This is a genomic window from Streptomyces sp. NPDC092952, assembly GCF_044754785.1.
In the GTDB taxonomy this organism is placed as follows: Bacteria; Actinomycetota; Actinomycetes; order Streptomycetales; family Streptomycetaceae; genus Streptomyces.
In genome coordinates this window covers 104,813-130,991 of record NZ_JBIVPT010000004.1, presented here as the reverse complement: position 1 = coordinate 130,991, position 26,179 = coordinate 104,813, and the positions used below count along the sequence as shown (strand labels likewise).

Sequence of the window (26,179 nt, the reverse complement as noted above, 5' to 3'; positions counted from 1 at the left end):
CCCCCCGCACCTCGCAAGGAGAAGTCCATGACCCCCACCGCCCCCTCCGCCTCCCCGGGCGACCAGACGGCCCCGGACGACGACCGGTCCGGCGCCGCCGTCGTCCTCGACGCCGTCCGCAAGACGTACGGTCAACGGCACGCCGTCGACGGGGTGTCGTTCACCGTGCGGCGCGGCGAGTTCTTCGGGCTGCTCGGACCCAACGGGGCCGGCAAGACCACCCTCGTCGAGATCATGGAGGGGCAGCGCAAGGCCGACTCCGGCACCGTCACCGTCCTCGGCACCAGCCCCTGGCCGCGCGATCCGAAGCTGCTGCCCCGGCTCGGCGTGCAGACCCAGACATCGGCCTTCTTCGTCCGGCTCACCGCCCGCGAGCACCTGCGCACCATGGCCGCGCTCTACCGGACGGACAACGCGGCGGCGGACCGGGCGCTCGCCTCCGTCGGCCTCACCGAACAGGGCGACGTCCGGGTGGACGACCTCTCCGGCGGCCAGCGCCAGCGCCTGGCCATCGCCTCCGCCCTCGTCCACGAACCCGAACTCATCTTCCTGGACGAACCCACCGCCGCCCTCGACCCGCAGGCCAGGCGCGCGCTCTGGCAGGTGCTGCGCGAACTCAAGGGAGAGGGCCGCACCATCATCTACACCACCCACCACCTCGACGAGGCCGAGGCACTCTGCGACCGCGTCGCGATCATGGTCGAGGGCTCCGTCGTCGCCCTGGACAGCCCCGCCCACCTCATCGCCGCCGCCGCGCCCACCACCCGCCTCGTCGTCCCCGACGACCGGCTCACCGCCGAGCAGGCGCGGGCCATCGACGGCGTCGACGCCGTCACCGAGGAGCCCGGCGCCCTCGTGCTGGAGACCCTCGAATCCGGCAAGGTCCTCGCCGCGGTCGACGCCCTCGCCGGGCTCCGGGGCGTGCAGACCCGCACCGCCGACCTGGAGGACGTCTACCTGGCGCTGACCTCCGGTACCCCGGACGCCTCCTGACCCCCGGCCCGCCCCCCACGTACAGACCTCAGCAAGTGATACGGAGAACCCCGATGAGCGCATACGCGGCGCTGAGCCAGGCCGGATACCGGGCCTACACGCGCGACAAGACCACGCTCTTCTTCACCTTCGCCTTCCCGCTCATCTTCCTCGTCGTCTTCGGCCTGATCTTCCACGGCCAGACCGTCGAGGAGAGCGGCCGCCCCTACATCAACTACATCGCCCCCGGCGTCCTGTCCTGGGGCGTCGGCAACGCCGCCGTGTTCGGGGTCGGCTTCGTCCTCATGCAGTGGCGGCGCGACGACATCCTGCGCCTCATCCGGATGACCCCGACGCCGGTCTCCGCCGTCCTCGCCTCCCGGTACGTGCTGGCCCTCGCCATCGGCGCCGTGCAGTCCGTGCTCTTCGTGGCCGTCGCCATGCTGCCCTCCTTCGGCCTGGAGGTGGACGGGCGCTGGCCGCTCGCACTGCCCGTCCTGGTCCTCGGCATCACCGCGTTCCTCGCCCTCGGCGTCATCGTCGGCAGCTACGCGAAGACGCCGGAGGCCGTCGCCGCCGTGGCCAACTGCCTGATGATCCCGATGGCGTTCCTGTCCGGCTCGTTCTTCCCGCTGGACGCCATGCCGGGCTGGATGCAGAACCTCTCCCGGGTGCTGCCGCTGCGCTACCTCAACGACGGGATCTCCGGCTCCCTCACCGGCAACGGCACCAACGGCGACATCGGCCTGGCCTGCGTGGTCCTCGCCGGGTTCGCCGTCGTGCTGGGCGCCGTCGCCCTGAAGACCTTCCGCTGGAGCGACAAGTCATGACGACGGCCCCCGCCGCACCGGCGGCCCCGGCCGTACCCGCGCCGCCGGTCCGGGGCGGGACCCCGCTGGAGGAGGCCCGCACCGCCCTCCACGCCGAACTCGCCCGCCGCCACCGCGCGGCGTCCGACGCGGCCGCCCTGCCCGCCCCGCTCGTCGTCCCGCTCGGCGCCGCCGACACCCTCGGCCACGGCGCCCCCGACCCGTACGCGGAGCTCCGCCCGGCCGCCAACGTCCAGCTCACCTCCCGCGCCGTGCTGATCGGCCCCTGGGGCGGCGGGCCCGACGCCACCGCCTGCGGCCAGTGCCTCGCCATGCGCTGGCAGCGGCTGCGCAGCCGCTCCGAACGCGAGGCCCTGGAGCTGGGCGGCTCCCCGAACGGCGCCGCCCACTGGCCCGTCCTCACCGCCTACGCCGCCGACGCCGTCTGGGCCCTCTACCGGGCGGCCCTCGGCGCCCCCGCCCACGGCCCGGCCGAGGCCACCGCGTCCGACACCACCCCCGCCGACCGGGCCCTGCCCCGGGTCAGCCGGATCGACCTGGCCACCCTCGCCACCGCGACCTTCCCGATCCTGCCCGAACCCCTCTGCCCCTCCTGCGTGCGCCAGGTCCCCGACACCGCCGGGGCCGCCCGCATGCACCTCGGCCCGGCCCCCAAGCCCGACCCCGACGGCTACCGGCTGCGCCCCCTGTCCTCGTACCCGCTGCCCACCGCCGCGCTCGTCAACCCGGTCTGCGGCACCCTCGGTTCGGACCTCTGGATCAACCCCACCTCCACCACCACCGCCCCCGCCGCCGGAACCCACTTCGTCCGCGGCTACGCCGGACTCAACGACGTCACCTTCAGCGGCCAGGCCAACAGCTACGACACCAGCCGCCTCCTCGCCCACCTGGAGGGCCTGGAACGGTACGCGGGCACCACCCGCCGGCGCGGCACCACCCCGGTCGTCGACAGCTACCACCGCCTCGCCGACCACGCCGTGGACCCCGCCGCCTGCGGCCTCTACGCCCCCGAGACCTACGCGAACGACCCGATGGTCTCCCCGTTCGACCCCGACCGGCCCATCCCCTGGGTGTGGGGCCACTCCCTGCGCGACGACCGGCCCGTCCTCGTCCCCGCCCGGCTCGCCCACTACAGCGCCGGCGTCGAGGCCGACAACTTCGTCTTCGAATGCTCCAACGGCTGTGCCACCGGGGGCAGTCCGGAGGAGGCGATCCTCTACGGGCTGCTGGAACTCGTCGAACGGGACGCCTTCCTGCTGGCCTGGCACGGCCGGACCCCGCTCACCGCGATCGACCTCACCACCTGCCGCTCCCCGGCCGTCCGCTCCATGATCGACCGGGCCGGACTGCACGGCTACGACGTCCACGCCTTCGACACCCGGATGGACCTGGACGTGCCCGTCGTCACCGCCCTCGCGGTCCGCCGGGACGGCGGGTACGGCACCCTGTCGTTCGCCGCCGCCGCCGGATTCGACCCGGAGGCCACCGTCGAGTCCGCGCTCTCCGAGGTCCTCACCTACATCCCGCACCTGCCCTACCAGGTCGCCGAACGCCACGCCGAACTCACCGCCATGACAAGCGACTTCGGCCGGGTGCGACAGCTCAAGGACCACGCCCAGCTCTACGGGCTGCCGGAGATGGCGGTCCACGCCCGGGAGTACCTGGAACCCGTCGACATGCGTCCACTGGCGGACACGTTCGCCGACTGGCAGCCCCGCCGCCCCCGCACCGGGGACCTGCTGGACGATCTGAACCTGCTGCGCGACCGGCTCGCCGCCGCCGGGCACGACGTCGTCGCCGTCGACCAGACCACCCCCGAGCAGCGCCGCATGGGCCTGCACACGGTCGCCGCCGTCGTCCCCGGCCTGCTGCCGCTGGACTTCGGCTGGAACCGGCAGCGCGCCCTGTTGATGCCCCGGCTGCGCACCGCGCTCCGGGCCGCCGGCCGCCGCGCCGACGACCTGCCGGAGTCCGGGATCAAGCGGGTCCCGCACCCGTTCCCGTGACCCCGGTGACTCCCGGGCCCCGGCGACTCCCGAGGCCCCCGTGAACAGCACATGGGCCCTTCCCGTGCCCCTGGCACGGGAAGGGCCCCGGTCCCGCCGGACCGTAAGACCGCTGGGCCGGATCAGGCGCAGCAGGAGGTGGTGCTGGTGGTGCTGGAGCAGGTGGAGGTCGAGGAGCAGGACGTGGAACCGGCGAGCACGACCTCGGCGGCGTCCGAGTAGTCCGAGATCTCGAAGGTCTCCGACTCCAGCTCCAGGATCTCGTCGGCGAGGGCGGCGAGCTCGGTCTTGGGGGCCATGGTGTTCTCCCTTGGTTCCCGGGGACGGACCGGCCTGTCCGGCGCCGTTCCCCTGCGTCCGGCCCATTCCAGCGGCGGGCGCTGTCGGATCGGCAGCGGTTTCGCTGTCAGACCGCTGACACCCCCTGTCAGTGGAACGCCGTACTACTGAAGCCGGGACGGCGCACGCTGATGCGGCCCACCCGGCGGAACGAGGTGAGATGACATGCGGGAGACGGTCACGTCCGCCACGTCCACGGTGGACCGGGAGGTTCTGCGTCCGGCCCTGGAGCTGTATCTCGACGTCCACGCCCACCCCGAGCCGTCCGGTGCCGAGCGGCGCACCGCCGCCCTGTTCGCCGCCCGGCTGGCGGCGAGCGGCTGCGCGGTGACCCGGGACGTCGGCGGCCACGGCGTCGTCGGCGTGCTGCGCAACGGGGACGGCCCCACCGTCCTGCTCCGCACCGAGCTGGACGCCCTCCCGGTCACCGAACGCACCGGCCTGGTCTACGCGAGCACCGTGCCCGGGGTGACGCACGCCTGCGGCCACGACCTCCACCTCGCCGCGCTCGCCGGCGCGGTGGACACGCTCGCCCGGACCCGGTCCGCCTGGCGGGGCACCGTCCTGGCGGTCGGCCAGCCCGCCGAGGAGACCCTGACCGGGGCGCGGGACATGCTGGCCGACGGCCTCTACGAGCGCTTCGGCACCCCGGACGCCGTCCTCGCCCAGCACACCTCGCCCGCCCCCGCGGGCACCCTCGCCCATGTCGCGGACCCGGGCACGCCCCTGATGGCGGCCGGCGCCTCGGTCGACGTCACCGTGCACGGGCTGGGCGGCCACGCCGGAACGCCGCACCTCACCGTCGACCCGGTCCTCACCGCGGCGGCGACGGTGCTGCGGCTGCACTCCTCGGTCGCCCGGGAGACCGCCCCGGCCGAGCGGCCCGTGCTGACCGTGGGCGCCCTGCGGGCCGGCGGCCCCGGCAACGTCGTCCCCGCCACCGCGGAGCTCTCGCTCTGCGTCCGGGCCCTGACCGAACCGGCCGTCGACCGGATGGTGGCCGCCGTGGAGCGGATCGTCCGGGCCGAGTGCGCGGCCGCCGGCTGCCCGGAGGAGCCGGCGATCACCGTCACCGCCCGCTCGCCCGCCCTGCCGACCGACCCGGCCGCCACCGCCGAGGTGCGCCGGGCCCACGAGGAGGTGTTCGGCCCGCACCGGGTCACCGGCACCGGACCGATCACCGCCACCGAGGACTTCGCCCGGTACGCCGCCGGGGGCGTACCGGCGGTCTACTGGCTGCTCGGGGCCACCGGGGCGGGGCCGTGGCGCCGGGCCCGGGACGGCGGCCCGCCGGTGCCGTCGAACCACGCGCCGGAGTTCGCCCCCGACGCCCGCACCGCCCTGCCCACCGGGATCACCGCCATGGCGACGGCCGCCCGGCGGCTCCTGGCCCCACCGGAAGGGGGCCGGGCATGACGGGGAGGGGGCCGGACGCGGACGGCCACTACGTCGACCTGGTCGCCGTCCGCCGCGACGCCACCGCCGCGACCGGCGAGACCACCGTCGTACGCCTGCTGAGCCTGCTCCCCGCCCACTGGCTCTGCACACCCCGCACGGTCGGCCCCGACCGGATCGACCTCCGGATCGACCTGGACGGCTCCGTCGACCGGGGCGAGGTCCGCCGCCGGGTCGCGGGAGCCTTCGCCGACCGCGCCCTGACCGGCTGGGCGGAGGGCCCCTGAGCGGGGCGGGCATGCCGTACCGCCCCGGAACGTACCGACCCGGACCGGACCGTTCGGATCCAGCCGTGTTGTCCGACCCGGCCGGGTGTCAGATCCAGCCGCGTTCCCGGGCCAGCAGCGCGGCGTGGGCGCGGCTCGCGGCGCCGAGCGTCTGCATCAGATCGGCGACGTGCCGCCGGTACGTCCGCACCGACACGCCCAGCTCGCGCGCGCCCGCCTCGTCCTTGCCCACCGAGCACATGGACACCAGCACCCGGCGCTCGGTCTCCGACAGGCACTCCTCCGGGGCCTCCCGGGCCACCGCGTCGTCCGCCCGGCCGAGGTCCGTCGCCTGGTCCCAGATCTTCTCGAAGAGCGCGATGATGTTGCTGACCAGGCCGCTGCGGTGGGCCAGCAGCGCACCGCGCGAGGTGTCGTGCGGGTCCAGCGGGACGAGCGCCGCCTTGCGGTCGTAGACCAGCAGCCGCTCCGCGCTCTGCTCCGTCACCCGGATCATCGCCCCGTGCTCGACGAGTTCCCGCAGGTAGGCGGCGGTCGCCCGGTCCCGCAGCGCCTCCCGCACCACCACGTTCCGGATCCTCACCCCGCGCCGCAGACAGCGCAGGTCCAGCGGACGGGACCGGGCGATGTTCTCCGCCGACAGCTTGGTGTACGGCTCCACGGAGAGGATCTCCTCCCGCGCGAAGAACGCGAGGTCGTCGATCCGGTTGCGGATCTGGGCCAGCCCCTCCAGCTGCTCGATCCCGAGCGGGGGCGGATTGCGGGTCAGCTGCTCCGCGCGTAGACCGTCGATGACGTGCCGTGACCGGGTGACACGTTGGAACTCCTGGTGCAGGGCGTGCACCCGCTGGTCGATCAGCCGGGCGACGGCGGTCTCCGGATCGGTCGGGAAGACCTCCTGGCCGGATTCCTCGGGGTGGAGCAGCCGCAGCTCCCGGAGCCGTCCGACGCAGTCGCGCGCGGTCCTCGGGGTGATGTGGAGCAGCAACTGCGCGTCCTGGACGGTGCTGCCCGGGTTGCGCAGGAAATGCCGGTACACCGCTTCCTCGGCCGCCGAGACTCCGAACACGGACATCTCGTTGTCGCCCACGTGTGCCCCCGCTGCCGTACGCCTGCCCCCGCACCTGCCATGTGGAATCTTTCGGCCAAAGAGTAGACGCTGGGTTCTTTTCTGTGAGGACCCAGGACACAACTGTGTGCGGGCCGGAGATGAACGGTGTGTGTCCTGCGACGAGCGGCCGCCCCCGTGCGACGGACGGTCCGCCCGGCCCCGGCCCGTACCGTTCCGTTTCCGCCCCGGACGTGCCCGGTCCTCGTTCCCGTACCCGCTCCCGTACCCGTGCGCGTCGCCGGTGCCGCTCCGGGCGGAGGTTTCGGCCACCGCGCGCCCCGGGCGCCCGCACGCGGGCGGCGCGGGGGAGTCGTAGGCTGGTGGTCCCCGGCCCGTCCAGGGGCGGCCCTCCCCGGATCGTGCCGGACCGGAAGCCGCCCCCATACACGTGTCGGGCCCTTCGCGTTGCCCTGTTCCTGGCAGCAGCCGGCTGCCGGGACCTGCCCTTCGTTACCGGACGGAAGCCCTTCATGAGCCTGCACGGTCTGCTGGATGTCGTCGTACGTGATCCGGCGCTCGACGAAGCGGTCAGGGCCGCCGGCGACGGTCACCGGATGCACGTCGACCTCGTCGGCCCGCCCGCCGCCCGCCCCTTCGCCGTCGCCGCGCTGGCCCGCGAGACCGGGCGCACGGTCCTCGCCGTCACCGCCACCGGCCGGGAGGCCGAGGACCTGGCGGCCGCGCTGCGCACCCTGCTGCCGCCGGACACGATCGCCGAGTTCCCGTCCTGGGAGACCCTGCCGCACGAGCGGCTCTCGCCCCGCTCGGACACGGTGGGCCGCCGCCTCGCCGTGCTGCGCAGGCTGGCCCACCCGCGCGCGGACGACCCGGAGACCGGGCCGGTCTCGGTGGTCGTCGCGCCGATCCGTTCCGTGCTCCAGCCGCAGGTCAAGGGGCTCGGCGACCTGGAGCCCGTGGCCCTGGCCATCGGGCAGAGCGCCGACCTCGGCAAGACCGTCGAGGCGCTCGGCGCCGCCGCCTACTCCCGGGTCGAACTGGTCGAGAAGCGCGGCGAGTTCGCCGTGCGCGGCGGCATCCTCGACGTCTTCCCGCCGACCGAGGAGCACCCGCTGCGGGTGGAGTTCTGGGGCGACGACGTAGAGGAGATCCGCTACTTCAAGATCGCCGACCAGCGCTCGCTGGAGATCGCCGAGCACGGGCTGTGGGCGCCGCCCTGCCGCGAGCTGCTGCTCACCGACGAGGTCCGGCGGCGCGCCGCCGTCCTCGCCGAGGCCCACCCCGAGCTGGGCGAACTGCTCGGCAAGATCGCCGAGGGGATCGCGGTGGAGGGCATGGAGTCCCTCGCCCCGGTGCTCGTCGACGACATGGAGCTGCTGCTCGACGTGCTGCCGCAGGGCTCGATGGCGGTGGTCTGCGACCCGGAGCGGGTCCGCACCCGGGCCGCCGACCTCGTCGCCACCAGCCAGGAGTTCCTCCAGGCGTCCTGGGCGGCCACGGCGGGCGGCGGCGAGGCCCCGATCGACGTGGGCGCCGCCTCGCTGTGGGGCATCGCGGACGTCCGGGACCGGGCCCGCGAGCTGGGCATGATGTGGTGGTCGGTCTCCCCGTTCGCCGCCGACGACGCCGAGGTCGACGAGGACACGCTCCAGCTCGGCATGCACGCCCCGGAGGCGTACCGGGGCGACACCGCCCGCGCCTTCGCCGACACCCGGGAACGGATCGCCGCCGGCTGGCGCACGGTCTACGTCACCGAGGGCCAGGGCCTCGCCTCCCGCACCGTCGAGGTGCTGAGCGGCGAGGGCATCGCCGCCCGCCTCGACCCGGACCTCGCGGAGATCTCCCCGTCCGTCGTCCACGTCTCCTGCGGCGCGATCGACCACGGCTTCGTCGACCCGGCGCTCCGGCTCGCCGTCCTCACCGAGACCGACCTCACCGGCCAGCGCACCGCCACCAAGGACCTGGGCCGGATGCCGGCCCGCCGCCGCAAGACGATCGACCCGCTGACCCTGGAGCCCGGCGACTACATCGTCCACGAGCAGCACGGCGTCGGCCGCTACATCGAGATGGTCCAGCGCACCGTGCAGGGCGCCACCCGCGAGTACCTGCTCGTCGAGTACGCCCCCGCCAAGCGCGGCCAGCCCGGCGACCGCCTCTACATCCCGACCGACCAGCTCGAACAGGTCACCAAGTACGTCGGCGGCGAGGCCCCCACCCTGCACCGGCTCGGCGGCGCCGACTGGACGAAGACCAAGGCCCGCGCGAAGAAGGCCGTCAAGGAGATCGCCGCCGACCTGATCAAGCTCTACTCGGCCCGGATGGCGGCCCCCGGCCACACCTTCGGCCCCGACACCCCCTGGCAGCGCGAACTGGAGGACGCCTTCCCGTACGCGGAGACGCCCGACCAGCTCTCCACCATCGCCGAGGTCAAGGAGGACATGGAGAAGTCGGTCCCGATGGACCGGCTGATCTGCGGCGACGTCGGCTACGGCAAGACGGAGATCGCGGTCCGGGCGGCGTTCAAGGCGGTCCAGGACGGCAAGCAGGTCGCCGTCCTCGTCCCCACGACCCTTCTGGTCCAGCAGCACTACGGCACCTTCACCGAGCGCTACTCCCAGTTCCCGGTCAACGTCCGGGCGCTCAGCCGCTTCCAGTCCGAGGCCGAGTCCAAGGCCACCCTCGAAGGGCTCAAGGACGGCGCCGTCGACCTGGTCATCGGCACCCACCGCCTCTTCTCCTCCGAGACCCGGTTCAAGGACCTCGGCCTGGTCATCGTCGACGAGGAGCAGCGCTTCGGTGTCGAGCACAAGGAGCAGCTGAAGAAGCTCCGCGCCAACGTGGACGTCCTCACCATGTCCGCGACCCCCATCCCCCGTACCCTCGAAATGGCCGTGACCGGCATCCGCGAGATGTCGACGATCACCACGCCCCCCGAGGAGCGCCACCCCGTCCTCACCTTCGTCGGCCCGTACGAGGAGAAGCAGATCGGCGCCGCCATCCGCCGCGAACTGCTCCGCGAGGGCCAGGCGTTCTACATCCACAACCGGGTCGAGTCGATCGACCGCGCCGCCGCCCGGCTCCGCGAGATCGTCCCCGAGGCCCGGATCGCCACGGCACACGGTCAGATGTCCGAACAGGCCCTGGAACAGGTGGTGGTGGACTTCTGGGAGAAGAAGTTCGACGTCCTGGTCTCCACGACGATCGTCGAGTCCGGCATCGACATCTCCAACGCCAACACCCTGATCGTGGAGCGCGGCGACAACTTCGGCCTCTCCCAGCTCCACCAGTTGCGCGGCCGGGTCGGCCGGGGCCGCGAGCGCGGCTACGCCTACTTCCTCTACCCGCCGGAGAAGCCGCTCACCGAGACCGCCCACGAACGCCTCGCCACCATCGCCCAGCACACCGAGATGGGCGCGGGCATGTACGTGGCGATGAAGGACCTGGAGATCCGGGGCGCCGGAAACCTTCTGGGCGGCGAGCAGTCCGGACACATCGCGGGCGTCGGCTTCGACCTGTACGTCCGCATGGTGGGCGAGGCGGTCGCCGACTACCGGGCCTCCCTCGAAGGCGGCGTGGAGGAGGAGCCGCCGCTGGAGGTCAAGATCGAGCTCCCGGTCGACGCCCACGTCCCGCACGACTACGCCCCCGGCGAGCGGCTGCGCCTCCAGGCGTACCGCGCCATCGCCTCCGCCAACACGGAGGACGACATCCGGGCCGTACGGGAGGAGCTGACCGACCGCTACGGCAAGCTGCCCGAGCCGGTCGAGAACCTGCTCCTGGTCGCCGGTCTGCGCATGCTGGCCCGCGCCTGCGGCGTCGGCGAGATCGTCCTCCAGGGTCCGAACATCCGCTTCGCCCCGGTCGAACTGCGCGAGTCCCAGGAGCTCCGCCTGAAGCGCCTGTACCCGCGTACGGTCATCAAGCCCGCCGTCCACCAGATCCTGGTGCCCCGCCCGACCACCGGAAAGGTGGGCGGGAAGCCCGTCGTCGGCCGCGAACTCCTGGCCTGGACGGGCGAGTTCCTGACCACGATCCTGGGCTCGTGACGACCCCGGGGCCCGCCGGACGACCGGCGGGCCCCGGGCTCAGGACTCCTGCCCCCACGCCTCCCGGCGCGGGCCCTCCTCCTGATGGTGCGGGCCCTCCTTCCGGCGGCGCGAGGATTCTTCCTGGTGGCGCAGGGCGGTACGCGCCTGGGCGGCGTCGATCACGACGGCGAACTCCTCGAACGCCGCCCGTACGACGTCCTCGGACGTGGGCCGCCGGCCGTCGGGGAGGCGGTGGGCGGCGAGCTGGGCGGCCCCCCGGGCCAGGATCGCCAGTCGCCGGTCCTCGTCCAATGTGTCGTCCTTGAGCGCGCTCAGGACCAGCCGCCACAGCATCACCGGCCTCTCCCCGCCGCGCGGGCGAGCGGTGCGACCCGGTCCGCCGGAACGTGTCCGGCCGCGCCCCGGCCCGGGAACTCCCGCACCGCGCGGGGGCCGGTGAGCCCCGGCGCGGACAAGGGGCAGCCACCCCCGGCCGCCACCACCGAACGGGCCGCCCCGTGCGTGTACGTGTCCCGCCGCCCCCTCCGCCCCCGGCCGGCCCAGGAGCCGACCACTACCGCGGCCTCGTCGTCCTCCCGGCGGACGACCTCGGAATGCTGCGGCCAGAAAACCAGCTGGTCGAGGAAGCCGGCCCCCACCCGGACGGCATCCGTACCCGCCCCGTGCGCCCCCTCGCCGGTGGTGAACACCAGCCGCGTACCGCAGGCCGTGACGGGCCGGGGCGCCGCCACCACGGCGACCGCCCCGGCGCGCAGCGCCCCGAAGTACAGGACGGGCAGCACCGGAGCACCGGCCACCGCCAGCTCCACCCGGTCACCGGGACGCACCCCGTGCGCCACCAGCCCACCGGCGACGCGGGCGCTCAGCTCGTCGAGGTCGAGCAGGGTCAGGACGGTCCCGTCGATCCGCAGCACCGGCCGCCGGGGATGCGGTCCGGCCGCACCGGTCAGGACACTGGCGAGATTGCTCACGTCATTCCGCTTTCATGCGCACACGTCGGTCTCAACCCGACGATCCTCACAGTCGGCGGACGTCGCACGCCATGTCGACGGCTACAGGGACCTCTGTAGCAGCCGACAAACACCTCGTCCACTTTTCTCTCGTTGTGACCGGAGGGCGACTCCGACTGACCTAGGCTCACCCCCGTGCCCCCGAAAGAACCCCGCCTCCTGGTGGCCGAGTTGGCCAAGGTCCTGACGCCCCGACTGGACGCCATCGCGGCGGCCATGTCGGAACTCACCTACGAGAACATCGACTTCTACCGGTCCATGGTCGTGGGGCCCGAAGACCTGCACGCCTCGATGCGCCTGAACGTCGGCCACACCCTCGCGCACCTCACCGACCACACCTCCTCGGGCGTCGACCTGATCGGCCCCACGGAGACCGGCCGCAAACGCGCCCTCCAGAACGCCCCGCTGCCCGAGGTCCTGCGCGCGTACCGAATCAGCTTCCGCTACTTCTGGGAACAACTCCTCGACGTGGCGAGGGAGATGGGAGGGGAGGCCCCCGACGCGCTGCTGGACTGCGCCTCGCACATCTGGGAGCTGGCGGACGTCTACTCCTCGGCCCTCACCGACGCCTACCGCGAGACCTGCGCGGAACGGATGGTGGAGACGGACCGCCGACGCTCCGCCCTGGTATCCGAACTCATCGACGGCCCCTCCCTGAGCAGCGACACCGTGTGGGAGGTCGCGCGCATGCTCGACTTCCCCTTCCAGGGACGGTTCCTCGTCGTGGCGGCGGAGGTGCGCGTCAGCGGCCAACCGCCCCTCCCGGGCCTGGACCGCCGACTGCGCGCACTCGACGTCGGCCACGCCTGGCGGGCCCAGCCCGGCTCCGAGATCGGGGTGCTCTCCTGCCCCGCGCGCCGGCCCGTGGAGGAGATCCTCGAAGCGGTACGGGCCGTCGCGACCGGCCGGGTGGGCGTCAGCCCGCTCTACGAACGCCTCGACCAGACCAGCCGCGCCCTGCGCTACGCCCAGGTCGCCGAGCAGTCGCTCGCCGCCGACAGCGCCGCGGTCCGCCAGCTCGACGACACCCCGCTGACCGAGCTGGTGATGAACAACCTGGAGACGACCCAGCGCGCCGTCCAGCGCATCCTCGGCGGCGTCCTCTCCCTGCCGGAAGAGGACCGCACCACTCTCCTGGCCACCGCCCGAGGCTGGCTGGAGGCCCACGGCTCGGCGGCCGAGGCGGGCCGCCGCCTCTTCTGCCACCAGAACACCGTCCGCTACCGGATGCACCGCCTGGAGGAGTTCCTGCGCGGCCCCCTGGACGACCCCAAGATCGTCGCCGAACTCTCCATGGCCCTCGACGCGGTCGGCACCTTCCCCATGCTCCTGGAGCCCAACCAGCCCTCTGTCCCGCCCCGGAGCGCGTAGGACGCTCCGCCTCGGCCCGGCGCCCTGTCCGCAGCGCCGTGCCAGGGCTGCGGACAGGGCGGGACTTCATTGGGTGCGAGGCGGTGGAGGTGCTTCGAAGGTGAGCCACACGGTCTTGCCGACGACGTGGTCGTCGACCCCGAAACTGTCGGCGAGCTCGTTCACGATGTGCAATCCCCGCCCTGAGCAGGCGTCGGGGTCGGCATGTCGGATCGCCGGCCGCCCGGGGCCGCTGTCGCGGACTTCCAGCCGCACCGAGTTCCCGTTCCGCTGGAGGTCGACGCAGAACTCCCGCCCCGGCGGCACACCATGCAGCAACGCGTTGGTGGTGAGCTCCGAGACGCACAGCGCTATGTCATCGATCAGGGAGTGGAGATCCCACTCGGAGAGGACATCTCTGACGAAATCGCGCGAAGCGCCGACAGAGGCGCGTCCGCGAGGGAATCGCTGTCGCTGCGACAGGGGCATGGTGGCTCACCGCCTTGCTCACGGTCTGTGATGTGACGGTGGCTGTACTGCTATTCGCGAAAGGTGGCAAGGTGGCTCTGTGATAGTGGGACCGAGACACCTGCCGCGCGGTGCGGCGGGTAGGTACGGGCGTCGGTGGCGGAGGGGAAAGACATGGGGACGGACGGATGGACCAGCACGTCGCTGCCGTATCTCGCTGCGGCCTCCGGGGGAGACGCGTGGGCCGCGGAGGCGGCGGCGGAAGGCCGGCGGGGCAGTCAGCGCATCGTCCGGGCGGGCCGGGTCGCAGCCCCGCAGGAGGTCGCCGACCTGCTGGGCGTACCGGTCGGCGAACCGGTCGTGGCGCGCCGGAGGGTCATGTATCTCGACGACGAGCCCTGCGAGCTGACGGACACGTACTACCCGCTGGCCATCGCGGACGGCACAGCCCTCGCCGGGACGGCGAAGATCCGGGGCGGGGCGATCCGACTTCTGTCGGAGATGGGCTACGTCGGCGCGCGTGTCCGCGAGGACGTGACCGCGAGACCGGCGACCGGCCAGGAGCAGGAGACACTGCTGCTGGGGCCGGGGGAGCCGGTTCTGCAACTGACCAGGCTCACGATGGATGACACGAATCGGCCCATCCAGGTCGACATGATGGCCATGCCGCCGCGACGTCAGAAGTTGCGGTACGAGATCAGGATCGGATGACCGTGCCCAGAGCCGAAGCTGATGCTGCTGACCGCCGTTCGCTGCACGAGCGGATCGCGGCCGACCTCAGGGACCGGATCCTGAGCGGTGACCTCGCTCCGGGCGCCGCCCTGCCCTCCACCGCACGGCTCAAGGAACGATTCGACGCCTCGAATGCCACGATCCAGAAGGCCCTGCAACTACTCAAGGACGAGCAGTTGGTGGTGGGCAGGCCGGGTGCCGCGGTGACGGCCCGCGAGCACCGGCAGCGCACGGTCCGCCCCGCCGCGTTCATGGCCCCGGCGACCGCGGGTGACCCGTACCGCTGGCTGACGGAGAACGAGAGGAACGGTCTTCGGGGCCGCGTCACCCTTCTGGAGGTCGCCGAGCGCGTTCCGCCGTCGGACGTGGCGGAGGCCCTCGGGCTTGAGGCGTCCGGGACCGCGCTCCTGCGACACCAACTGCTCACCATCGACGACGAACCGGCCGAATTGGTCTCCTCGTACTACCCGATGGAGATCGTGAGTGGTACGGCGATGACGGAACGCCGGAAGATCCCCGGCGGGACTCCCACCTTCCTTGCCGGGCTGGGATATCCGCCGAGGCTCGCTGTGGACCGGGTTTCCGCGCGGATTCCGACGCAGGAACAGCACCGGGCCCTGCGGCTGCCCGGCGGCCTGCCGGTACTCCGAACGTTGCGTGTGGTGTTCAGCGACGACGACCGGCCCATTGAGGCGACCGTCATGGTCAAGGCGGGGCACTTGTACGAGTTGCAGTACGAGTTTGCCGCCGGATGAGTGCGGCGGTGCGGGGCCGACGTCCGTCGAATGGGGCGGGACATCCGAGGCGTACGGGTCCGCCCGCAGTGGCGGGCAGCGAAAATCGCTGTCCGATGATCGGAACGCGGTGATAGAGACTCACCGTGACCATGACACTTGAGTTCCCCGATCTGCTGCGACTGATCGAAGAACGGTCGACCGCCTTCCGTGCCGCGGTCGCCTCCGCGCCCAGCCTCGACGCACAGGTGCCGACCTGCCCCGAGTGGACGCTGTTCGACCTGGCGCAGCACATAGGCGAGGGACGCCGCGACTGGGCCGTCACCGTCGCCGCGGGGCCCGCCCCGGCCAAGTCCGCGGCGGAGGGCGCCCCGGCCGCGCCCCGGGAGCGCGAGGCCCTGCTGGCCTGGTTGGCGGAGTCCACGGGGCAGCTGCTGGACGCGTTGCGGGAGGCCGGTCCGGATCGCGGTTGCTGGTCGTGGTGGGAGACGTTGCAGTCGCCGCACACCTCCGGCGCGGTGGCCCGGCACCAGCTCCAGCAGTTGGCGGTGCACACGTACGACGCCCAGATCACCTCAGGCGTCCCGCAGCCGCTGCTGGAGGAGGTGGCGCTCGACGGTGTCGACGAGTTCCTGTCCACCTGCGTCGCGACGGCGAGTGCCTGGCCGCACCAGCCCGCAGCGATCGACTTCCATGCCTCCGAGGGCCACTCCTGGCGCCTCTCGCTCTCCGCCGACGGCGCACGGTCCGCCCGTCTTCCCCGGCCCGGCACGCCCCCGGCGGCCACGGCCGACCAGAGCCGGCACCCGGACACGCCCGCCGCCTTCGCCTCCGTCCGGGGCACGGCCAACGAGCTGGTCCTCATCCTGCACGACCGCATCCCGATCGACTCCCTGGAGCTCGACGGCGACCGGAGCCTCTTCGAGCAGCTCAGCGCCTGGGAGCCGGACGAGTAGGCGTCCAGGCCCTCGCACTGGAGCGGGGCCGGCCCGTCCTCGCCGCGGATCTCATGACCTCCGCGCGAGGGCTGTCCCGGCCCTCAGCCCGAACCGGCGACCAGCGCCTCACCGAGCGGGGTGCGCCGGTACAGCACGGACCGTCCGGACCGGGCGCGGACGAGCAGCCCCGAGCCCCGCAGGATGGCCAGGTGGTCTCCTACCGCGCCGGGTGCCATGGCGAGGCTCCGGGCGAGGTGGCTGGTGCTGGCCGGGGCGTCCAGCGCCAACAGCAGCCGGGCCCGGGACCGGCCGACCAGGGCGGTCAGCGCGTCCGGCTGGGGGACGGTGTCCTGTTCGCCCCACTGGGCGGCGGTGCCGCGGGCGCGATAGATCAAGGTCCGGGGCCAGGGGTCCTCCGTGTGGGCGGCGATGTCCCTGACAAAGGCCGAAGGGATCAGCAGGAGCCCGTCGCCGGTGAGGCGGACTGTTCCGGCTTGTGGGAAGTGGCCGATCTCGATGCGGTCGGCCTGCCAGGCGATGCTCGGGTGCAGGCCCTCGATGGTCGTGGCCCAGCCGCGTTCGCCGATCACGCCCACCCGGTGCACGATGTCGCGCTCACAGATCGCGCGCAGTTGCGGCCAGTCCGGGGCGAGCAGTTCCCGCCACGCCCGGTCCATCGCCCCGGCGATCCTGGAGACGGCGTTCGGCGAGTCCAGCACCGCGCGTACGCGGGGATCACGGGCCAACGGGCCGGTCGCGGCGGTGGCGCATTCCTGGCGGGCCGCCTCCAGCGGGGTGGCCCGGATCACGGCCAGGTCGTCCGCCCAGGTCTGGTTGAGGCCGCGCGGGGGCGGAGCGATGAAGTCCGGTCCGCCTCGCGGGCTGTGCAGGGCGAGGACGGCGTCCAGTTCGCTCTCGCGGCGGAGCCGTTCAAAAGCCGGCAGGAGCCGGGCGGCCCAGGATCGCGGCAGTGGCCTTTCCCGGCCGGCGAGCGAACGCAACAGGAAACACAGGTCCATCGCGGGCGACAGCGCGAAGCGGCTGCGCAGCAGGTCCTCGACGGATACCTCGAAGCGCAGCATCCGGCCATGCTACTGCGGGGCATCCGCTCCGATTCGTCCAGCGACGAATCATTGGTGGGGGTGTGGGCGTACGGCGAGGCTGCGCGTCATGAACCCGACCGCCGAGCCCGCGCAGGGCAACCACCGTGCCACCTACCGGGAAGTGCTGGCCGAGCCGCGGTTCCGGCTGCTCTTCTCGACCCGCACCGTCGCGATCACCGCAGACGCGCTGCGGATCACCACCTTCTCGGTCCTGGTCTTCTCGTCCACCGGCTCCGCGCCGCTGAGCGCACTGGCCTTCGGCATCGGCTTCGTCCCGCAGCTCTTCGGCTCGCTGCTGCTGGGCTCACTGGCCGACCGGCTGCCGGCCCGCGCGCTCCTCACCGGTGGCTACGCCGTGACGTGCGCCTCCGCCCTGCTGCTCGCCCTGGTGCGGATGCCGGTCGCGGCAAGCCTCGGTGTGGTGGCGGTGGTCGCCCTCGCCACACCGGTGTTTCACGGCGCGTCGAGTCGGCTGGTCGCGCAGTCGCTGGAGGGCGACGCCTATGTACTGGGGCGCTCACTGAACAACATCGCCGCCTCCGGCGCGCAATTGTTCGGCCTGGCGCTGGGAGGCGCGGTCGTCGCGGTACTCGGCCCGCGCCGGGCGCTCGCGGTCGGTGCCGCCCTCTACCTCGGCTGCGCGCTCGCTGTCCGCATCGGGCTGCCCCGGCTCCAGCGGGGAGAGTCCGGCGGCACGGCCGACGGTGCTCGGGGCGGTGACGGCACTGTCCGGGCAAGCCTGCACGGCGCCGGTCTGCTGTTGCGCGAACCCACGGTGCGACGACTGATGCTGGCCCAGTGGCTGCCGCCCGCGTTCGTGGCGGGCGGGGAAGGCCTGATCGTCGCCTACGCGGGAGGCCGCCACTTCGCGCCCGGCTGGTACGCGGTGCTGATGGGCTGTCTGCCCGTTGGCATGCTGGTCGGCGACCTGCTGGTGGGGCGACTGCTGCGGCCGCCCACCCGGGAGCGGCTGGTGGTCCCGTTGACCGCGCTGATGGGACTGCCGCTGGTCGGCTTCGCCGCCGGGCCCGGGGTGGGCGCCTCGTCCTGCCTGCTGCTGCTCTGCGGCTTCGGATTCGCCTACGGTCTCGGCCTGCAACGGCCGTTCCTGGACGCCCTGCCGAAGGAGGGCCAGGGCCAGGCCTTCGGTCTGCTCGGCTCCGGCAGCATGACACTGCAGGGCGTCGGACCGGTCTGCTTCGGCGCGGTGGCCGCGGGCATCGGAACAGGCGGCGCGATCGCCCTGGCCGGCGGCGCGGCGGCGCTTGCCGCCGGCTGGATGCTCACCTGGCACCCGTCCGCCTCCCCGGTCCCCGCCCCATGAGCCGCTCGACGATCGGACCGTCTCCTGGGATTCGGCGGGCCGGAGCCCGGACACGTCCACAGGGGACCACCGGTGCTCGGTGCCCGTGACGGCGGTCCGACGTCGGTTGTCAGGGGTCCGATGCCGCGCGATCATCGTCGGGTGGGCACGGACGGGAGCCGGAAGCTGTCGAGGGTTGTGCAGACGTGTTCCGCCCACCCGTCGCAGTGGGATGCCTGGACCGCAGACGACCAGTACTTGTATCTCCGATACCGGCATGGTGTGGGCCGCGTCGAATGGCATCCTGGCCCTGACGATGAGGCCGAGACGCCGGAGTCGTGGAACGAGGGCCTCTCGGGGCTCCTGACCGAATGGGACGACGGCACCGGCAGCGGTGTCATCGGCCTTGAGGACTTCCTTGCGGCCGCGGGCCTGGTGTTGGCTCCGGGGGCCTCGGTGCGCTGAGGTCGTGGCACGCGGTCGGGCGCGGAGCCGGATGACGAGGACTGCCGCGGCGGCAGTGCCGAAGGCGCCGTATCCGTGGTTGTCGCATTCTCTGAACCAGGGCGGGCATCGGAAGTGGATCATGTCGATTCGCTTGCCTTACTTCGGGAGTAATCGTCTCGGCGTGCCTACGCTGGCAGGATTTGTGATCTCTCCGCGTCGGACGGCGCGGACCAGGACGGAGAGGTCAACCATGTCGATGGCCGCACCTGCGAACACACGCACCGTGGTGGAGGAGTTGCTGCGCAGGATTGGCGAGGGCGACCCCGAGCGCATCGCCGAGTTATATGCCGAGGAGGGCGATTGGAAGCTCGACTGGCCGAAGGCCGAACACGGCCGTACGGCCACGCCATGGATCCGCCACCGGTCCACCCGGGCCGATGCGGCAGCCCACTATCGCGAGCTTGCCGATTTCCACGTGCCGGAACTGGTGGCAACCGAGGTTGAGCGCATTCTTGTCGACGGAAGCGACGCGGTCGTGCTCGGCGAGATCCGTCAGACCGCCCGGCCCACCGGACGCGCGTATGAAGCGCGGTTCGCTCTGCACCTCACGGTCGAGGACGGCCTTGTCACCCGGCACCATGTCTACGAGGACAGCCTGGCCGTCGCTCAGGCATTCGAGGCGGAGCATCGGTGAAGGCCCGCCGGACCACCCCGAGGATGCTGCTTGGCCAGGTTCCCGCCGACCACTCCGGATGAGTTCACGAGTGGGCTGACGCAAGAACCTCGATACGGCCACTGCCCGAGGCCGTGGGATGCCGCGCGGGACCGGTCCCGCAGTAGCGTGACCGGCATGACGACTGAGGGCGAGGCGCTGGTCGGCGGGATGGCGAACGCGGGGGCGGTCTTCCGCCGGGGCGAGGTGGTCGAGCGCCCGGCGCCGCCCAACGCGCCCGCCCTGCACGCCTGGCTCCTTGCGCTGAGGGAGCGCGGTTTCGACGCGGCGCCCACCCCGGTCGGCCTCACCGACGAGGGGCGTGAGCGGCTGACCTTCGTCCCCGGCGACGTGCCCCTGCCACCGTTCCCGGACTGGGCGATGACCGGCGCCGCCCTCGCATCGGTGGGGAGCCTGCTGCGGCGTCTGCACGAGGCCGCAGCGGGCGTCACGGTCGACACCCGTGCCGAGTGGCCCCGGGACCTGGCCGATCCGGAGGGCGGAACGATGCTGTGCCACAACGACGTGTGCCCGGAGAACGTCGTCTTCCGTGACGGCCGTGCCGTGGCCCTGATCGATTGCGACCTGGCGGCCCCGGGCCGTCCCCTCTGGGACGTCGCCATGACCGCCCGCTACTGGGTGCCCATGCGGGACCCGGGCTCGGAACCCGCTCCCTACCCGGCCGGGCTGGACGTGCCCGCGCGGCTGCGGATCCTCGCCGACGGCTACGGCCTCTCGGCGCGGGACCGTGCCGACCTGCCCGCCGTCATCGAGCAGGCGACGGAGGTCTGCCGGGCCTTCGTCGCCCGCCGCGTGGCCGCCGCCGACCCCGCCTATCTCCAGGCGTTGGCCGAACGTGGTGGCTGGGACCGCTGGGACCGCGTGCAGACCTGGCTGGCGGACCACCGCGAGACGTTCACAGCAGCCCTGCTGGACTGACCGGCCCGGGGCTGCGGGGCGAACCGTGTCGGTCAGACGGCTTCGAACCGCCCGTTCTTGACGCCCGCGATGAAGGCGATGAAGGCGGTGAAGGCGGTGGGGGTGGTGTGCAGTACGGGGCCGTGCGGGTTCTTGGAGTCGCGTACGGGGACGACGCCGGTGGCGGGCACCTGGGCCGGGGCCCACTCGACGCAGGAACCGCCGTTGTTGCTGTAGGAGGACTTGACCCAGCGGGGGGACTCGATCGCCATGGGAATCCTTTCGCCAACTGCCCGGGTGTGGCCGCGAAACCGTGCCGCGTTCGAGGTGCCCGTCAGGCCGAGGCGGCAAACCGGCGGAGTGGGAAACGCGAAGCCCCACCGTGCGTTGCGCGGTGGGGCTCTACGGATCGGACGTGCGGGACGCTCGTCGGTCAGACGGCGCCGAACTCCCCGTTCTTGACGCCTGCGACGAAGGTGGCGAAGGCGGTGGGGGTGGTGTGCAGTACGGGGCCGTGCGGGTTCTTGGAGTCGCGTACGGGGACGATGCCAGTGCTGGACGCCTGCGCCGGGGCCCACTCGACGCAGGTCCCGCCGTTGTCGCTGTAGGAGGATTTGACCCAACGAGGGGTCGTGGCTTCGGTCGTCACAGGGTGCCCTTTCGTAGCTGGTGGATCAGGTCCACGGAGGCCGTCTGCGACAGAGATACGGCCTGCAATTGATGGTAGTCCCTCACCAGCGGGAGCACGGACGACAGTTCACGGTCCAGATGCCCCTGAGTCTGCGACTCCACATAGGCGAAGACGGACCGGTCCGAGAGGGTCAGGAGATTCACCGATCGGTTTAGCGAGCGACGTTCGCCGATGCTGTATGGCGCGATCTGGAGCATGGTGTTCGGCTGCGCGGCGAAGTCGATCAGATGCTGGAACTGTGCGTCCATCACCGCGGGGCCGCCGATGGGGCGCCGGACGCAGCTCTCGTCCAGCACCGCGACGATCAGCGGAGGGAGAGGCCGCACCAACGCGGCCTGCCGTTCCATGAGGAACGCGACCCGCTCGTCAGCCTGTTCCTGTGTGATGACTCCCCGGTCGACCGCGCCGGTGGCCAGCGCCTGGGCGTACGCGCGGGTCTGGAGCGGTCCGGGGATCATGCCGCACTCGAACAGCTTGATCTCCGACGCCCGGCTCTCGTATCCCACGTACTCCGGGAAGCCCTCCAGCAGGCTGCCGTGCTTCATCTCGCGCCATTCGCGCTCGAACGAATCGGCGGTGTTCGTCGTATCTAATGCCACATCAACACGTCGAGAAAACGGCAGAGTAGGCGATTTCCTACCAGTTTCCAGCGCCGAGATATGCCTGCCCGTGCACCCGACCAGCGAACCGAGGTAGTCCTGGGTCCAGCCGCGTTCCTCGCGCAGCCTGCGCAAACGGGCTCCGTAGGCGGCTGCGGGGCTCGCCTCCGGGTTGAGTTCCTTGACGTTGACCATCGTGTCCTGCCTTTCGGCCACGTTGCTGACACTTCGACTCTAGGTCACGCTGATCCCACTTGGTAGTGGGACAACTACGGAGCGGAGTTGACGTGCACGAGGACGCAGGTGTTCCGAATGGTCAGGAGCCTTCGGGTGAGCCGGAAGTCCCGCCCCCTGGTGCCTTGTTCCGGGATGAGGGGCGTGGGGGCCGGGTGGGGGAGTTCCGTGGGGTGGTGGGGCCGTACTGGTCGTTGCGGCCGGTGGGTGGTGGGGTGGAGTGGGAGGCGGAGCCGGGGTGGGTGCGGGCGTTGACTCCGGCGGAGCGGTTGAGTGTGGAGAACGCGTTGCGGAATCTGCGGAGCAGCAGGGGTGGTGTGTGAACAGGCCCGGGAGGCAGCCGGGTTACCGGTGCGAGGTGTTGGCGGTGGAGTTCTTCGGGGGCTCCGGGCGGATGGCGCGGTATGTGCTGGGGCGGTTCGAGACGATCTCGCCGGTGTTGGCGGTGCGGTGGCTGGGTGGTCAGGCGTTGTGGATCGCGGACCGGCTCGACAGCGATCCCGAGGACGGTCCGCGTCTGGACCTGGAGGGGACGGCGTGGGTGCAGCACCTGCGGCGGCCCCGGCCGGCCGGTGGTGCGCCGAACCGTCCGGCCGAGCTGCGTGAGTGGTACGCGGACCGGAAGGGTCAGCGTGAGGCGCAGGCGCATCTCAGGGGCGGCAGCCCGCTCCTGGTCGTCGTCCCGGACACCGACCTGACGTACACCCTTTCCGCCCACCCCAGTTGAAGAACGTGACACTCGCCCCCCCCGATGTGTCGCATCATTTCGCGAGCACCCGCGGGAGGAGGCGGCCGCAACGCCGTCCGTCCCCGCACCCGGCCCCGTACTCCGCCCCCCCCGGCGCATGCGGATGCCCCTTACGGTTCCAGGATGAGCAACTCCGCAGCGTCTGCCATCCTCACCACCTCCGACCTGTCCGAAGCGGTGCGGGCGGTCCGTGTCCTGCTGGGCGTGGCGGACACCAGCCATGCAGAGGTCGACTTCGAAGCCGTGATCAGGTCCCGGGACACCCTGGCGCGCGTACGCCGCGTGCTCCCCGACCTCGAATGGTGGGACCTGGCGGGCAAGGAGCACGGCTCGTCGGAGACCGGTGAGGACGCTGCGGACCACCTGCCGATCCGCGTGTTCGACTGGGGGCGTCCGCTGGACCGGGCCGAGCCCTTCATCGCGGCCCTGGGACCGGATTCCGCGGCTGTCCGGTGGGACCTGGAGGCATGGCCGGCGGTTCCCGAAGAGGGGCTGGAGGAGATCTCGCAGAAGTACGCGTACCTCACGCTGACGGTGAACTCCAGGGACCTCTACCAGGACGAGCCGTCGCCGGACCACACCGTCCACGTACATGTCCGGAACCGGAACGACGACCAGACCGCCCGCGTCCACTGGCTTGCCGATCGCGTGGGCGGCCGGTTCACGGGCAGGGTCGAGACGGCGCCCCTCTGACCCCGAGCGGGCGCTGCGGGGCCGGGAGGGGCGGGGGCATGGTCAGGAGCCGTCGGCCTCCCGGGCCACCTGCTCCAGACGGGCCCGATACCGCTCCCACCAGGCGGCGTCCTCGGTCGGCAGGCTGTCCTGGACAGGGGTGTAGCCGGTGGAACCGTCGATGAGCTCCCGCAGCACGTCGGCGTGGCCGGCATGGCGCTGGGTGTCGGAGATGACGCGGAGCAGGAGATGGTGCAGCGTCGCCTCGGCGCGCTCCTCGGGCCACCACGGGACGCGGCCGGTCGATTCGAGGTCGAACGCCTCGACCGTGGCGTCGGTGTGCGCCCAGGCGCTGCGGTACAGCCCGATGATGTCCTCGCGGGACTCGTCCGCCGTCGCCCACATGTCCGCGTTGGGCTCCGCGTCCCGCGTGTACCACCAGGACGGCGGCTCCTCGGTGAAGAACGGCCGACCGAACGTGTCGCCGAAGTAACCCAGCTCCACCCCGGCGAGATGCTTGAGCAGCCCGAGCAGATTCGTGCCCGTAGGAGTCAACGGGCGGCGCGCGTCGTACTCGGAGAGTCCGTCGAGCTTCCACACCAGGGCGTCGCGGCCCTGCTGGAGGTACTGGAGAAGGTCCGCCTTCGGCTTCGGTTCGATCATGCCGGGCAGTCTCGCACCCGCCACTGACAACGGCGCCGGGAAGACCTCGTCACACGTCCGAGGGGACGTCCAGGCGCTGGGTGCCGACGACCGACAGCAGCCGCAGCGCCTGCTCGGACGGGGAGCCGGGGGCGGCGGTGTAGATGATGACCCGCTGGTCCCGGTCGGCGATGTCCAGGACGTCGCAGTTGACGGAGACGGGGCCGACGAGCGGGTGGTGGAAGGTCTTGCAGAGAGTGGGACGGGCGGTCACGTCGTGGCCCGCCCAGATCCGGGCGAACTCCTCGCTCCCGGCGAGCAGCTCCTGGACCAGACCGGCCACCTCCGGGTCGTCCGGGTAGCGGGCCGCCGCCGCGCGCAGGTGCTGGGCCGAGGTCCGGACGAACTCGTCCGCGTCCGAGACGCCGTACAGCGGCCGGCCGTGCCGGTGCGGCCCGAGGAAGACGCGCCGGACGAGGTTGCGGTCGCGGCGCGACAGTGCGGAGAAGTCCTCCATCAGGGCCGCGGCCAGACCGTTCCAGGCGATCACCTCGTACGTGGCGGACAGGACGAGCGCCGCGGCCTCCGGGAGCCGGTCCAGCAGGTCGACGATGCTCTGCCGGACCTCCCTGGACGGGCCGGGCAGGGGGCCCGGCGGAGTGCCGGCGAGGTGGTGCATGTGGTCGCGCTCGGCATCCGAGAGGCGCAGGGCACGGGCGATCTGGGCCAGCACCTCGCGGGAGGGATGCGGGGCGCGGGCCTGCTCCAGGCGCGTGTAGTACTCCGTCGAGATGAACGCGAGCTGCGCCACCTCCTCGCGCCGCAGCCCCGGCGTGCGGCGGCGCGGCCCGGCCGGGAGCCCCACCTCGGCGGGGGTGATCCGCTCGCGCCTGCTGCGCAGGAAGCCTGCCAGTTCTCGTCTGTCCACCCCTCCAGTGTGCGCGGAGCCCGTCCGGTTCATCCAGGTACCGCCGGTGCCTGGATGAGCGGCGCGGTCCGGCGCAGGCTCGTCCCCATGACCGACACATTGATCACGTCCACCACAGGCCCGGGGCTGCTCCCCGGCAAGGTCGCCCTCGTCACCGGGGCGGGCCGGGGCATCGGCGCCGCCGCGGCCCGGCTCTTCGCCCGGGAAGGGGCGCGGGTGCTCCTCGCGTCCCGTACCGGGGCCCAGCTCGCGGCGGTGACCGAGGAGATCCGGGAGGCGGGCGGCACCGCCGAGTACGTACTGTGCGACCTGGCCGATCCCGCGAGCATCCGCGCGGCCGTCGACCGGGCCGTGGAGGTGTACGGCCGCCTCGACGTCGCCTTCAACAACGCGGCGACCGCCCAGCCGCCCGGCCCGATGGACCAGCTGACGGAGGCCGACTTCGACCGGGTGTGCGCGGTCGACTTCAAGGGGCCGTGGCTCGCCATGTCCGCCGAGATCGCCGCGATCCGGGCCACCGCCGGGACCGGGGCGATCGTCAACACCTCCAGCGTCGGCAGCCTGATGGGCAACCCGTGGCTGCCCGCCTACGGTGCCGCGAAGCGCGCGGTCAACAGCCTCACCGCCTCGGCCGCCGTCACGTACGGCCCGGAGGGCATCCGCGTCAACGCCATCGCGCCCGGCACCACGCTCACCGAGATGGTCCACGAGTGGGAGGCGGACTCTCCCGGCATCATCGAGCAGCTCAACTCCCAGACGCCGCTGGGCCGGGCCGCCGACCCGAACGAGATAGCCGAGGCCGCCGCCTGGCTGCTCAGCGACCGCGCCTCCTACGTCACCGGCACCGTCCTCCGCGTCGACGGCGGCATGCGGTCCTGAGCCGAACGGGACGTCAGAGGGCGGGAGGTCGGAACAGGGCACTGAACAGCGGGCGGAGGATGTGATTCCGGCCGCATCGGGGAGCGGCACGGTTGCGGACACCTGTGCGCAGGAGAGACATACG

General features: G+C 72.3%; 29 protein-coding genes. 18 read left to right on the top strand and 11 right to left on the bottom strand.

Features of this window, described 5'->3' with window-relative positions; genetic code table 11:
- The first annotated feature begins 27 nt into the window (after window positions 1-27).
- Genes ACIQGQ_RS11625 through ACIQGQ_RS11615 form a run of 3 tightly spaced genes read left to right on the top strand, consistent with a single transcriptional unit; the run spans window position 28 to window position 3,808 of the window.
- A complete protein-coding gene (locus tag ACIQGQ_RS11625) occupies window positions 28-993 on the top strand; it encodes an ABC transporter ATP-binding protein (RefSeq protein ID WP_402393747.1) in 966 nt (321 codons plus the stop codon).
- A 53-nt stretch (window positions 994-1,046) separates the two neighbouring features.
- Entirely contained in the window at window positions 1,047-1,802 is a 756-nt protein-coding gene (locus ACIQGQ_RS11620) for an ABC transporter permease (RefSeq protein WP_402393745.1), read from the top strand.
- Entirely contained in the window at window positions 1,799-3,808 is a 2,010-nt protein-coding gene (locus tag ACIQGQ_RS11615; RefSeq protein WP_402393742.1) for a TOMM precursor leader peptide-binding protein, read from the top strand. The genes ACIQGQ_RS11620 and ACIQGQ_RS11615 overlap by 4 nt, the downstream gene beginning before the upstream one ends.
- A 122-nt stretch (window positions 3,809-3,930) precedes the next feature.
- Here ACIQGQ_RS11615 and ACIQGQ_RS11610 read toward each other — a convergent pair whose 3' ends face one another.
- Window positions 3,931-4,107 carry a thiazolylpeptide-type bacteriocin gene (locus ACIQGQ_RS11610; protein WP_352276917.1) on the bottom strand — a complete coding sequence of 59 codons (177 nt, stop codon included), beginning with the start codon at window positions 4,105-4,107 and terminating at the stop codon, window positions 3,931-3,933.
- A 205-nt stretch (window positions 4,108-4,312) separates the two neighbouring features.
- Between ACIQGQ_RS11610 and ACIQGQ_RS11605 the strand changes: the two genes are divergently transcribed.
- Together ACIQGQ_RS11605 and ACIQGQ_RS11600 are read left to right on the top strand one after the other, a co-directional pair.
- Window positions 4,313-5,563 (top strand): amidohydrolase, encoded by a 1,251-nt coding sequence (locus ACIQGQ_RS11605; protein ID WP_402393739.1) that lies wholly within the window; start codon window positions 4,313-4,315, stop codon window positions 5,561-5,563.
- Entirely contained in the window at window positions 5,560-5,829 is a 270-nt protein-coding gene (locus ACIQGQ_RS11600) for a hypothetical protein (RefSeq protein WP_402393737.1), read from the top strand. The genes ACIQGQ_RS11605 and ACIQGQ_RS11600 overlap by 4 nt, the downstream gene beginning before the upstream one ends.
- Window positions 5,830-5,917: 88 nt before the next feature.
- On the opposite strand, the gene ACIQGQ_RS11595 is transcribed toward ACIQGQ_RS11600, so the two are convergent.
- Window positions 5,918-6,919, bottom strand: a complete 1,002-nt coding sequence (locus ACIQGQ_RS11595) for a helix-turn-helix transcriptional regulator (protein WP_402393734.1) — start codon at window positions 6,917-6,919, stop codon at window positions 5,918-5,920.
- Between the two features lie 491 nt (window positions 6,920-7,410).
- Here ACIQGQ_RS11595 and mfd point away from each other — a divergent pair, with 491 nt between their 5' ends.
- Window positions 7,411-10,944, top strand: coding sequence for a transcription-repair coupling factor (mfd, locus tag ACIQGQ_RS11590; protein ID WP_402393731.1), 3,534 nt, complete (start codon window positions 7,411-7,413; stop codon window positions 10,942-10,944).
- Window positions 10,945-10,983: 39 nt separating this feature from the next.
- On the opposite strand, the gene ACIQGQ_RS11585 is transcribed toward mfd, so the two are convergent.
- Together ACIQGQ_RS11585 and ACIQGQ_RS11580 are read right to left on the bottom strand one after the other, a co-directional pair.
- Window positions 10,984-11,280, bottom strand: coding sequence for a hypothetical protein (locus ACIQGQ_RS11585; RefSeq protein WP_402393728.1), 297 nt, complete (start codon window positions 11,278-11,280; stop codon window positions 10,984-10,986).
- A complete protein-coding gene (locus ACIQGQ_RS11580; protein ID WP_402393725.1) occupies window positions 11,280-11,918 on the bottom strand; it encodes an AMP-binding protein in 639 nt (212 codons plus the stop codon). The genes ACIQGQ_RS11585 and ACIQGQ_RS11580 overlap by 1 nt, the downstream gene beginning before the upstream one ends.
- A 174-nt stretch (window positions 11,919-12,092) precedes the next feature.
- Between ACIQGQ_RS11580 and ACIQGQ_RS11575 the strand changes: the two genes are divergently transcribed.
- Window positions 12,093-13,328: a PucR family transcriptional regulator gene (locus ACIQGQ_RS11575; RefSeq protein WP_402393722.1), complete on the top strand. Its 1,236-nt coding sequence runs from the start codon at window positions 12,093-12,095 to the stop codon at window positions 13,326-13,328.
- 66 nt (window positions 13,329-13,394) lie between these two features.
- Here ACIQGQ_RS11575 and ACIQGQ_RS11570 read toward each other — a convergent pair whose 3' ends face one another.
- Window positions 13,395-13,796 (bottom strand): ATP-binding protein, encoded by a 402-nt coding sequence (locus ACIQGQ_RS11570; protein ID WP_402393718.1) that lies wholly within the window; start codon window positions 13,794-13,796, stop codon window positions 13,395-13,397.
- Window positions 13,797-13,949: 153 nt separating this feature from the next.
- On the opposite strand from ACIQGQ_RS11570, the gene ACIQGQ_RS11565 reads away from it, so the two are divergent.
- From ACIQGQ_RS11565 to ACIQGQ_RS11555, 3 genes are all read left to right on the top strand, one after another.
- Entirely contained in the window at window positions 13,950-14,486 is a 537-nt protein-coding gene (locus ACIQGQ_RS11565; protein ID WP_402393716.1) for a GntR family transcriptional regulator, read from the top strand.
- Window positions 14,483-15,262 (top strand): GntR family transcriptional regulator, encoded by a 780-nt coding sequence (locus ACIQGQ_RS11560; protein WP_402393714.1) that lies wholly within the window; start codon window positions 14,483-14,485, stop codon window positions 15,260-15,262. Before ACIQGQ_RS11565 ends, ACIQGQ_RS11560 begins: the two co-directional genes overlap by 4 nt.
- A 125-nt stretch (window positions 15,263-15,387) precedes the next feature.
- The gene (locus tag ACIQGQ_RS11555; protein ID WP_402393711.1) at window positions 15,388-16,197 is read left to right on the top strand and encodes a maleylpyruvate isomerase N-terminal domain-containing protein; all 810 of its coding nucleotides are present in this window, start codon (window positions 15,388-15,390) and stop codon (window positions 16,195-16,197) included.
- 83 nt (window positions 16,198-16,280) lie between these two features.
- On the opposite strand, the gene ACIQGQ_RS11550 is transcribed toward ACIQGQ_RS11555, so the two are convergent.
- Complete coding sequence (locus ACIQGQ_RS11550; protein WP_402393708.1) at window positions 16,281-17,261, bottom strand: ArsR/SmtB family transcription factor; 981 nt, start codon at window positions 17,259-17,261, stop codon at window positions 16,281-16,283.
- 88 nt (window positions 17,262-17,349) lie between these two features.
- Here ACIQGQ_RS11550 and ACIQGQ_RS11545 point away from each other — a divergent pair, with 88 nt between their 5' ends.
- The 4 genes from ACIQGQ_RS11545 (at window position 17,350) to ACIQGQ_RS11530 (ending at window position 20,683) form a co-directional block, all read left to right on the top strand.
- Window positions 17,350-18,606, top strand: a complete 1,257-nt coding sequence (locus tag ACIQGQ_RS11545; RefSeq protein WP_402393705.1) for an MFS transporter — start codon at window positions 17,350-17,352, stop codon at window positions 18,604-18,606.
- Between the two features lie 261 nt (window positions 18,607-18,867).
- A complete protein-coding gene (locus ACIQGQ_RS11540) occupies window positions 18,868-19,050 on the top strand; it encodes a hypothetical protein (RefSeq protein ID WP_402393702.1) in 183 nt (60 codons plus the stop codon).
- A gap of 232 nt (window positions 19,051-19,282) precedes the next feature.
- The gene (locus ACIQGQ_RS11535; RefSeq protein ID WP_402393700.1) at window positions 19,283-19,726 is read left to right on the top strand and encodes a nuclear transport factor 2 family protein; all 444 of its coding nucleotides are present in this window, start codon (window positions 19,283-19,285) and stop codon (window positions 19,724-19,726) included.
- Between the two features lie 156 nt (window positions 19,727-19,882).
- Window positions 19,883-20,683 (top strand): phosphotransferase, encoded by an 801-nt coding sequence (locus ACIQGQ_RS11530; RefSeq protein ID WP_402393697.1) that lies wholly within the window; start codon window positions 19,883-19,885, stop codon window positions 20,681-20,683.
- Between the two features lie 32 nt (window positions 20,684-20,715).
- On the opposite strand, the gene ACIQGQ_RS11525 is transcribed toward ACIQGQ_RS11530, so the two are convergent.
- The 3 genes from ACIQGQ_RS11525 to ACIQGQ_RS11515 all read right to left on the bottom strand — a co-directional run bounded on the left by ACIQGQ_RS11525 (window position 20,716) and on the right by ACIQGQ_RS11515 (window position 22,147).
- Entirely contained in the window at window positions 20,716-20,934 is a 219-nt protein-coding gene (locus ACIQGQ_RS11525; RefSeq protein WP_402393694.1) for a DUF397 domain-containing protein, read from the bottom strand.
- A 161-nt stretch (window positions 20,935-21,095) separates the two neighbouring features.
- A complete protein-coding gene (locus ACIQGQ_RS11520; RefSeq protein WP_402393691.1) occupies window positions 21,096-21,311 on the bottom strand; it encodes a DUF397 domain-containing protein in 216 nt (71 codons plus the stop codon).
- Entirely contained in the window at window positions 21,308-22,147 is an 840-nt protein-coding gene (locus ACIQGQ_RS11515) for a Scr1 family TA system antitoxin-like transcriptional regulator (RefSeq protein ID WP_402394800.1), read from the bottom strand. Before ACIQGQ_RS11515 ends, ACIQGQ_RS11520 begins: the two co-directional genes overlap by 4 nt.
- 92 nt (window positions 22,148-22,239) lie before the next feature.
- Here ACIQGQ_RS11515 and ACIQGQ_RS11510 point away from each other — a divergent pair, with 92 nt between their 5' ends.
- The 3 genes from ACIQGQ_RS11510 (at window position 22,240) to ACIQGQ_RS11500 (ending at window position 23,627) form a co-directional block, all read left to right on the top strand.
- Window positions 22,240-22,509: a hypothetical protein gene (locus ACIQGQ_RS11510; RefSeq protein WP_402393688.1), complete on the top strand. Its 270-nt coding sequence runs from the start codon at window positions 22,240-22,242 to the stop codon at window positions 22,507-22,509.
- 44 nt (window positions 22,510-22,553) lie between these two features.
- The gene (locus ACIQGQ_RS11505) at window positions 22,554-22,913 is read left to right on the top strand and encodes a hypothetical protein (RefSeq protein ID WP_402393685.1); all 360 of its coding nucleotides are present in this window, start codon (window positions 22,554-22,556) and stop codon (window positions 22,911-22,913) included.
- Between the two features lie 144 nt (window positions 22,914-23,057).
- Window positions 23,058-23,627, top strand: coding sequence for a hypothetical protein (locus ACIQGQ_RS11500; protein WP_402393682.1), 570 nt, complete (start codon window positions 23,058-23,060; stop codon window positions 23,625-23,627).
- 42 nt (window positions 23,628-23,669) lie between these two features.
- On the opposite strand, the gene ACIQGQ_RS11495 is transcribed toward ACIQGQ_RS11500, so the two are convergent.
- Window positions 23,670-24,269, bottom strand: a complete 600-nt coding sequence (locus tag ACIQGQ_RS11495; RefSeq protein ID WP_402393679.1) for a DinB family protein — start codon at window positions 24,267-24,269, stop codon at window positions 23,670-23,672.
- A 49-nt stretch (window positions 24,270-24,318) separates the two neighbouring features.
- Window positions 24,319-25,176, bottom strand: a complete 858-nt coding sequence (locus tag ACIQGQ_RS11490) for a helix-turn-helix transcriptional regulator (RefSeq protein ID WP_402393676.1) — start codon at window positions 25,174-25,176, stop codon at window positions 24,319-24,321.
- An 87-nt stretch (window positions 25,177-25,263) separates the two neighbouring features.
- Here ACIQGQ_RS11490 and ACIQGQ_RS11485 point away from each other — a divergent pair, with 87 nt between their 5' ends.
- Window positions 25,264-26,055, top strand: a complete 792-nt coding sequence (locus ACIQGQ_RS11485) for an SDR family NAD(P)-dependent oxidoreductase (protein WP_402393673.1) — start codon at window positions 25,264-25,266, stop codon at window positions 26,053-26,055.
- Window positions 26,056-26,179: the final 124 nt, after the last annotated feature.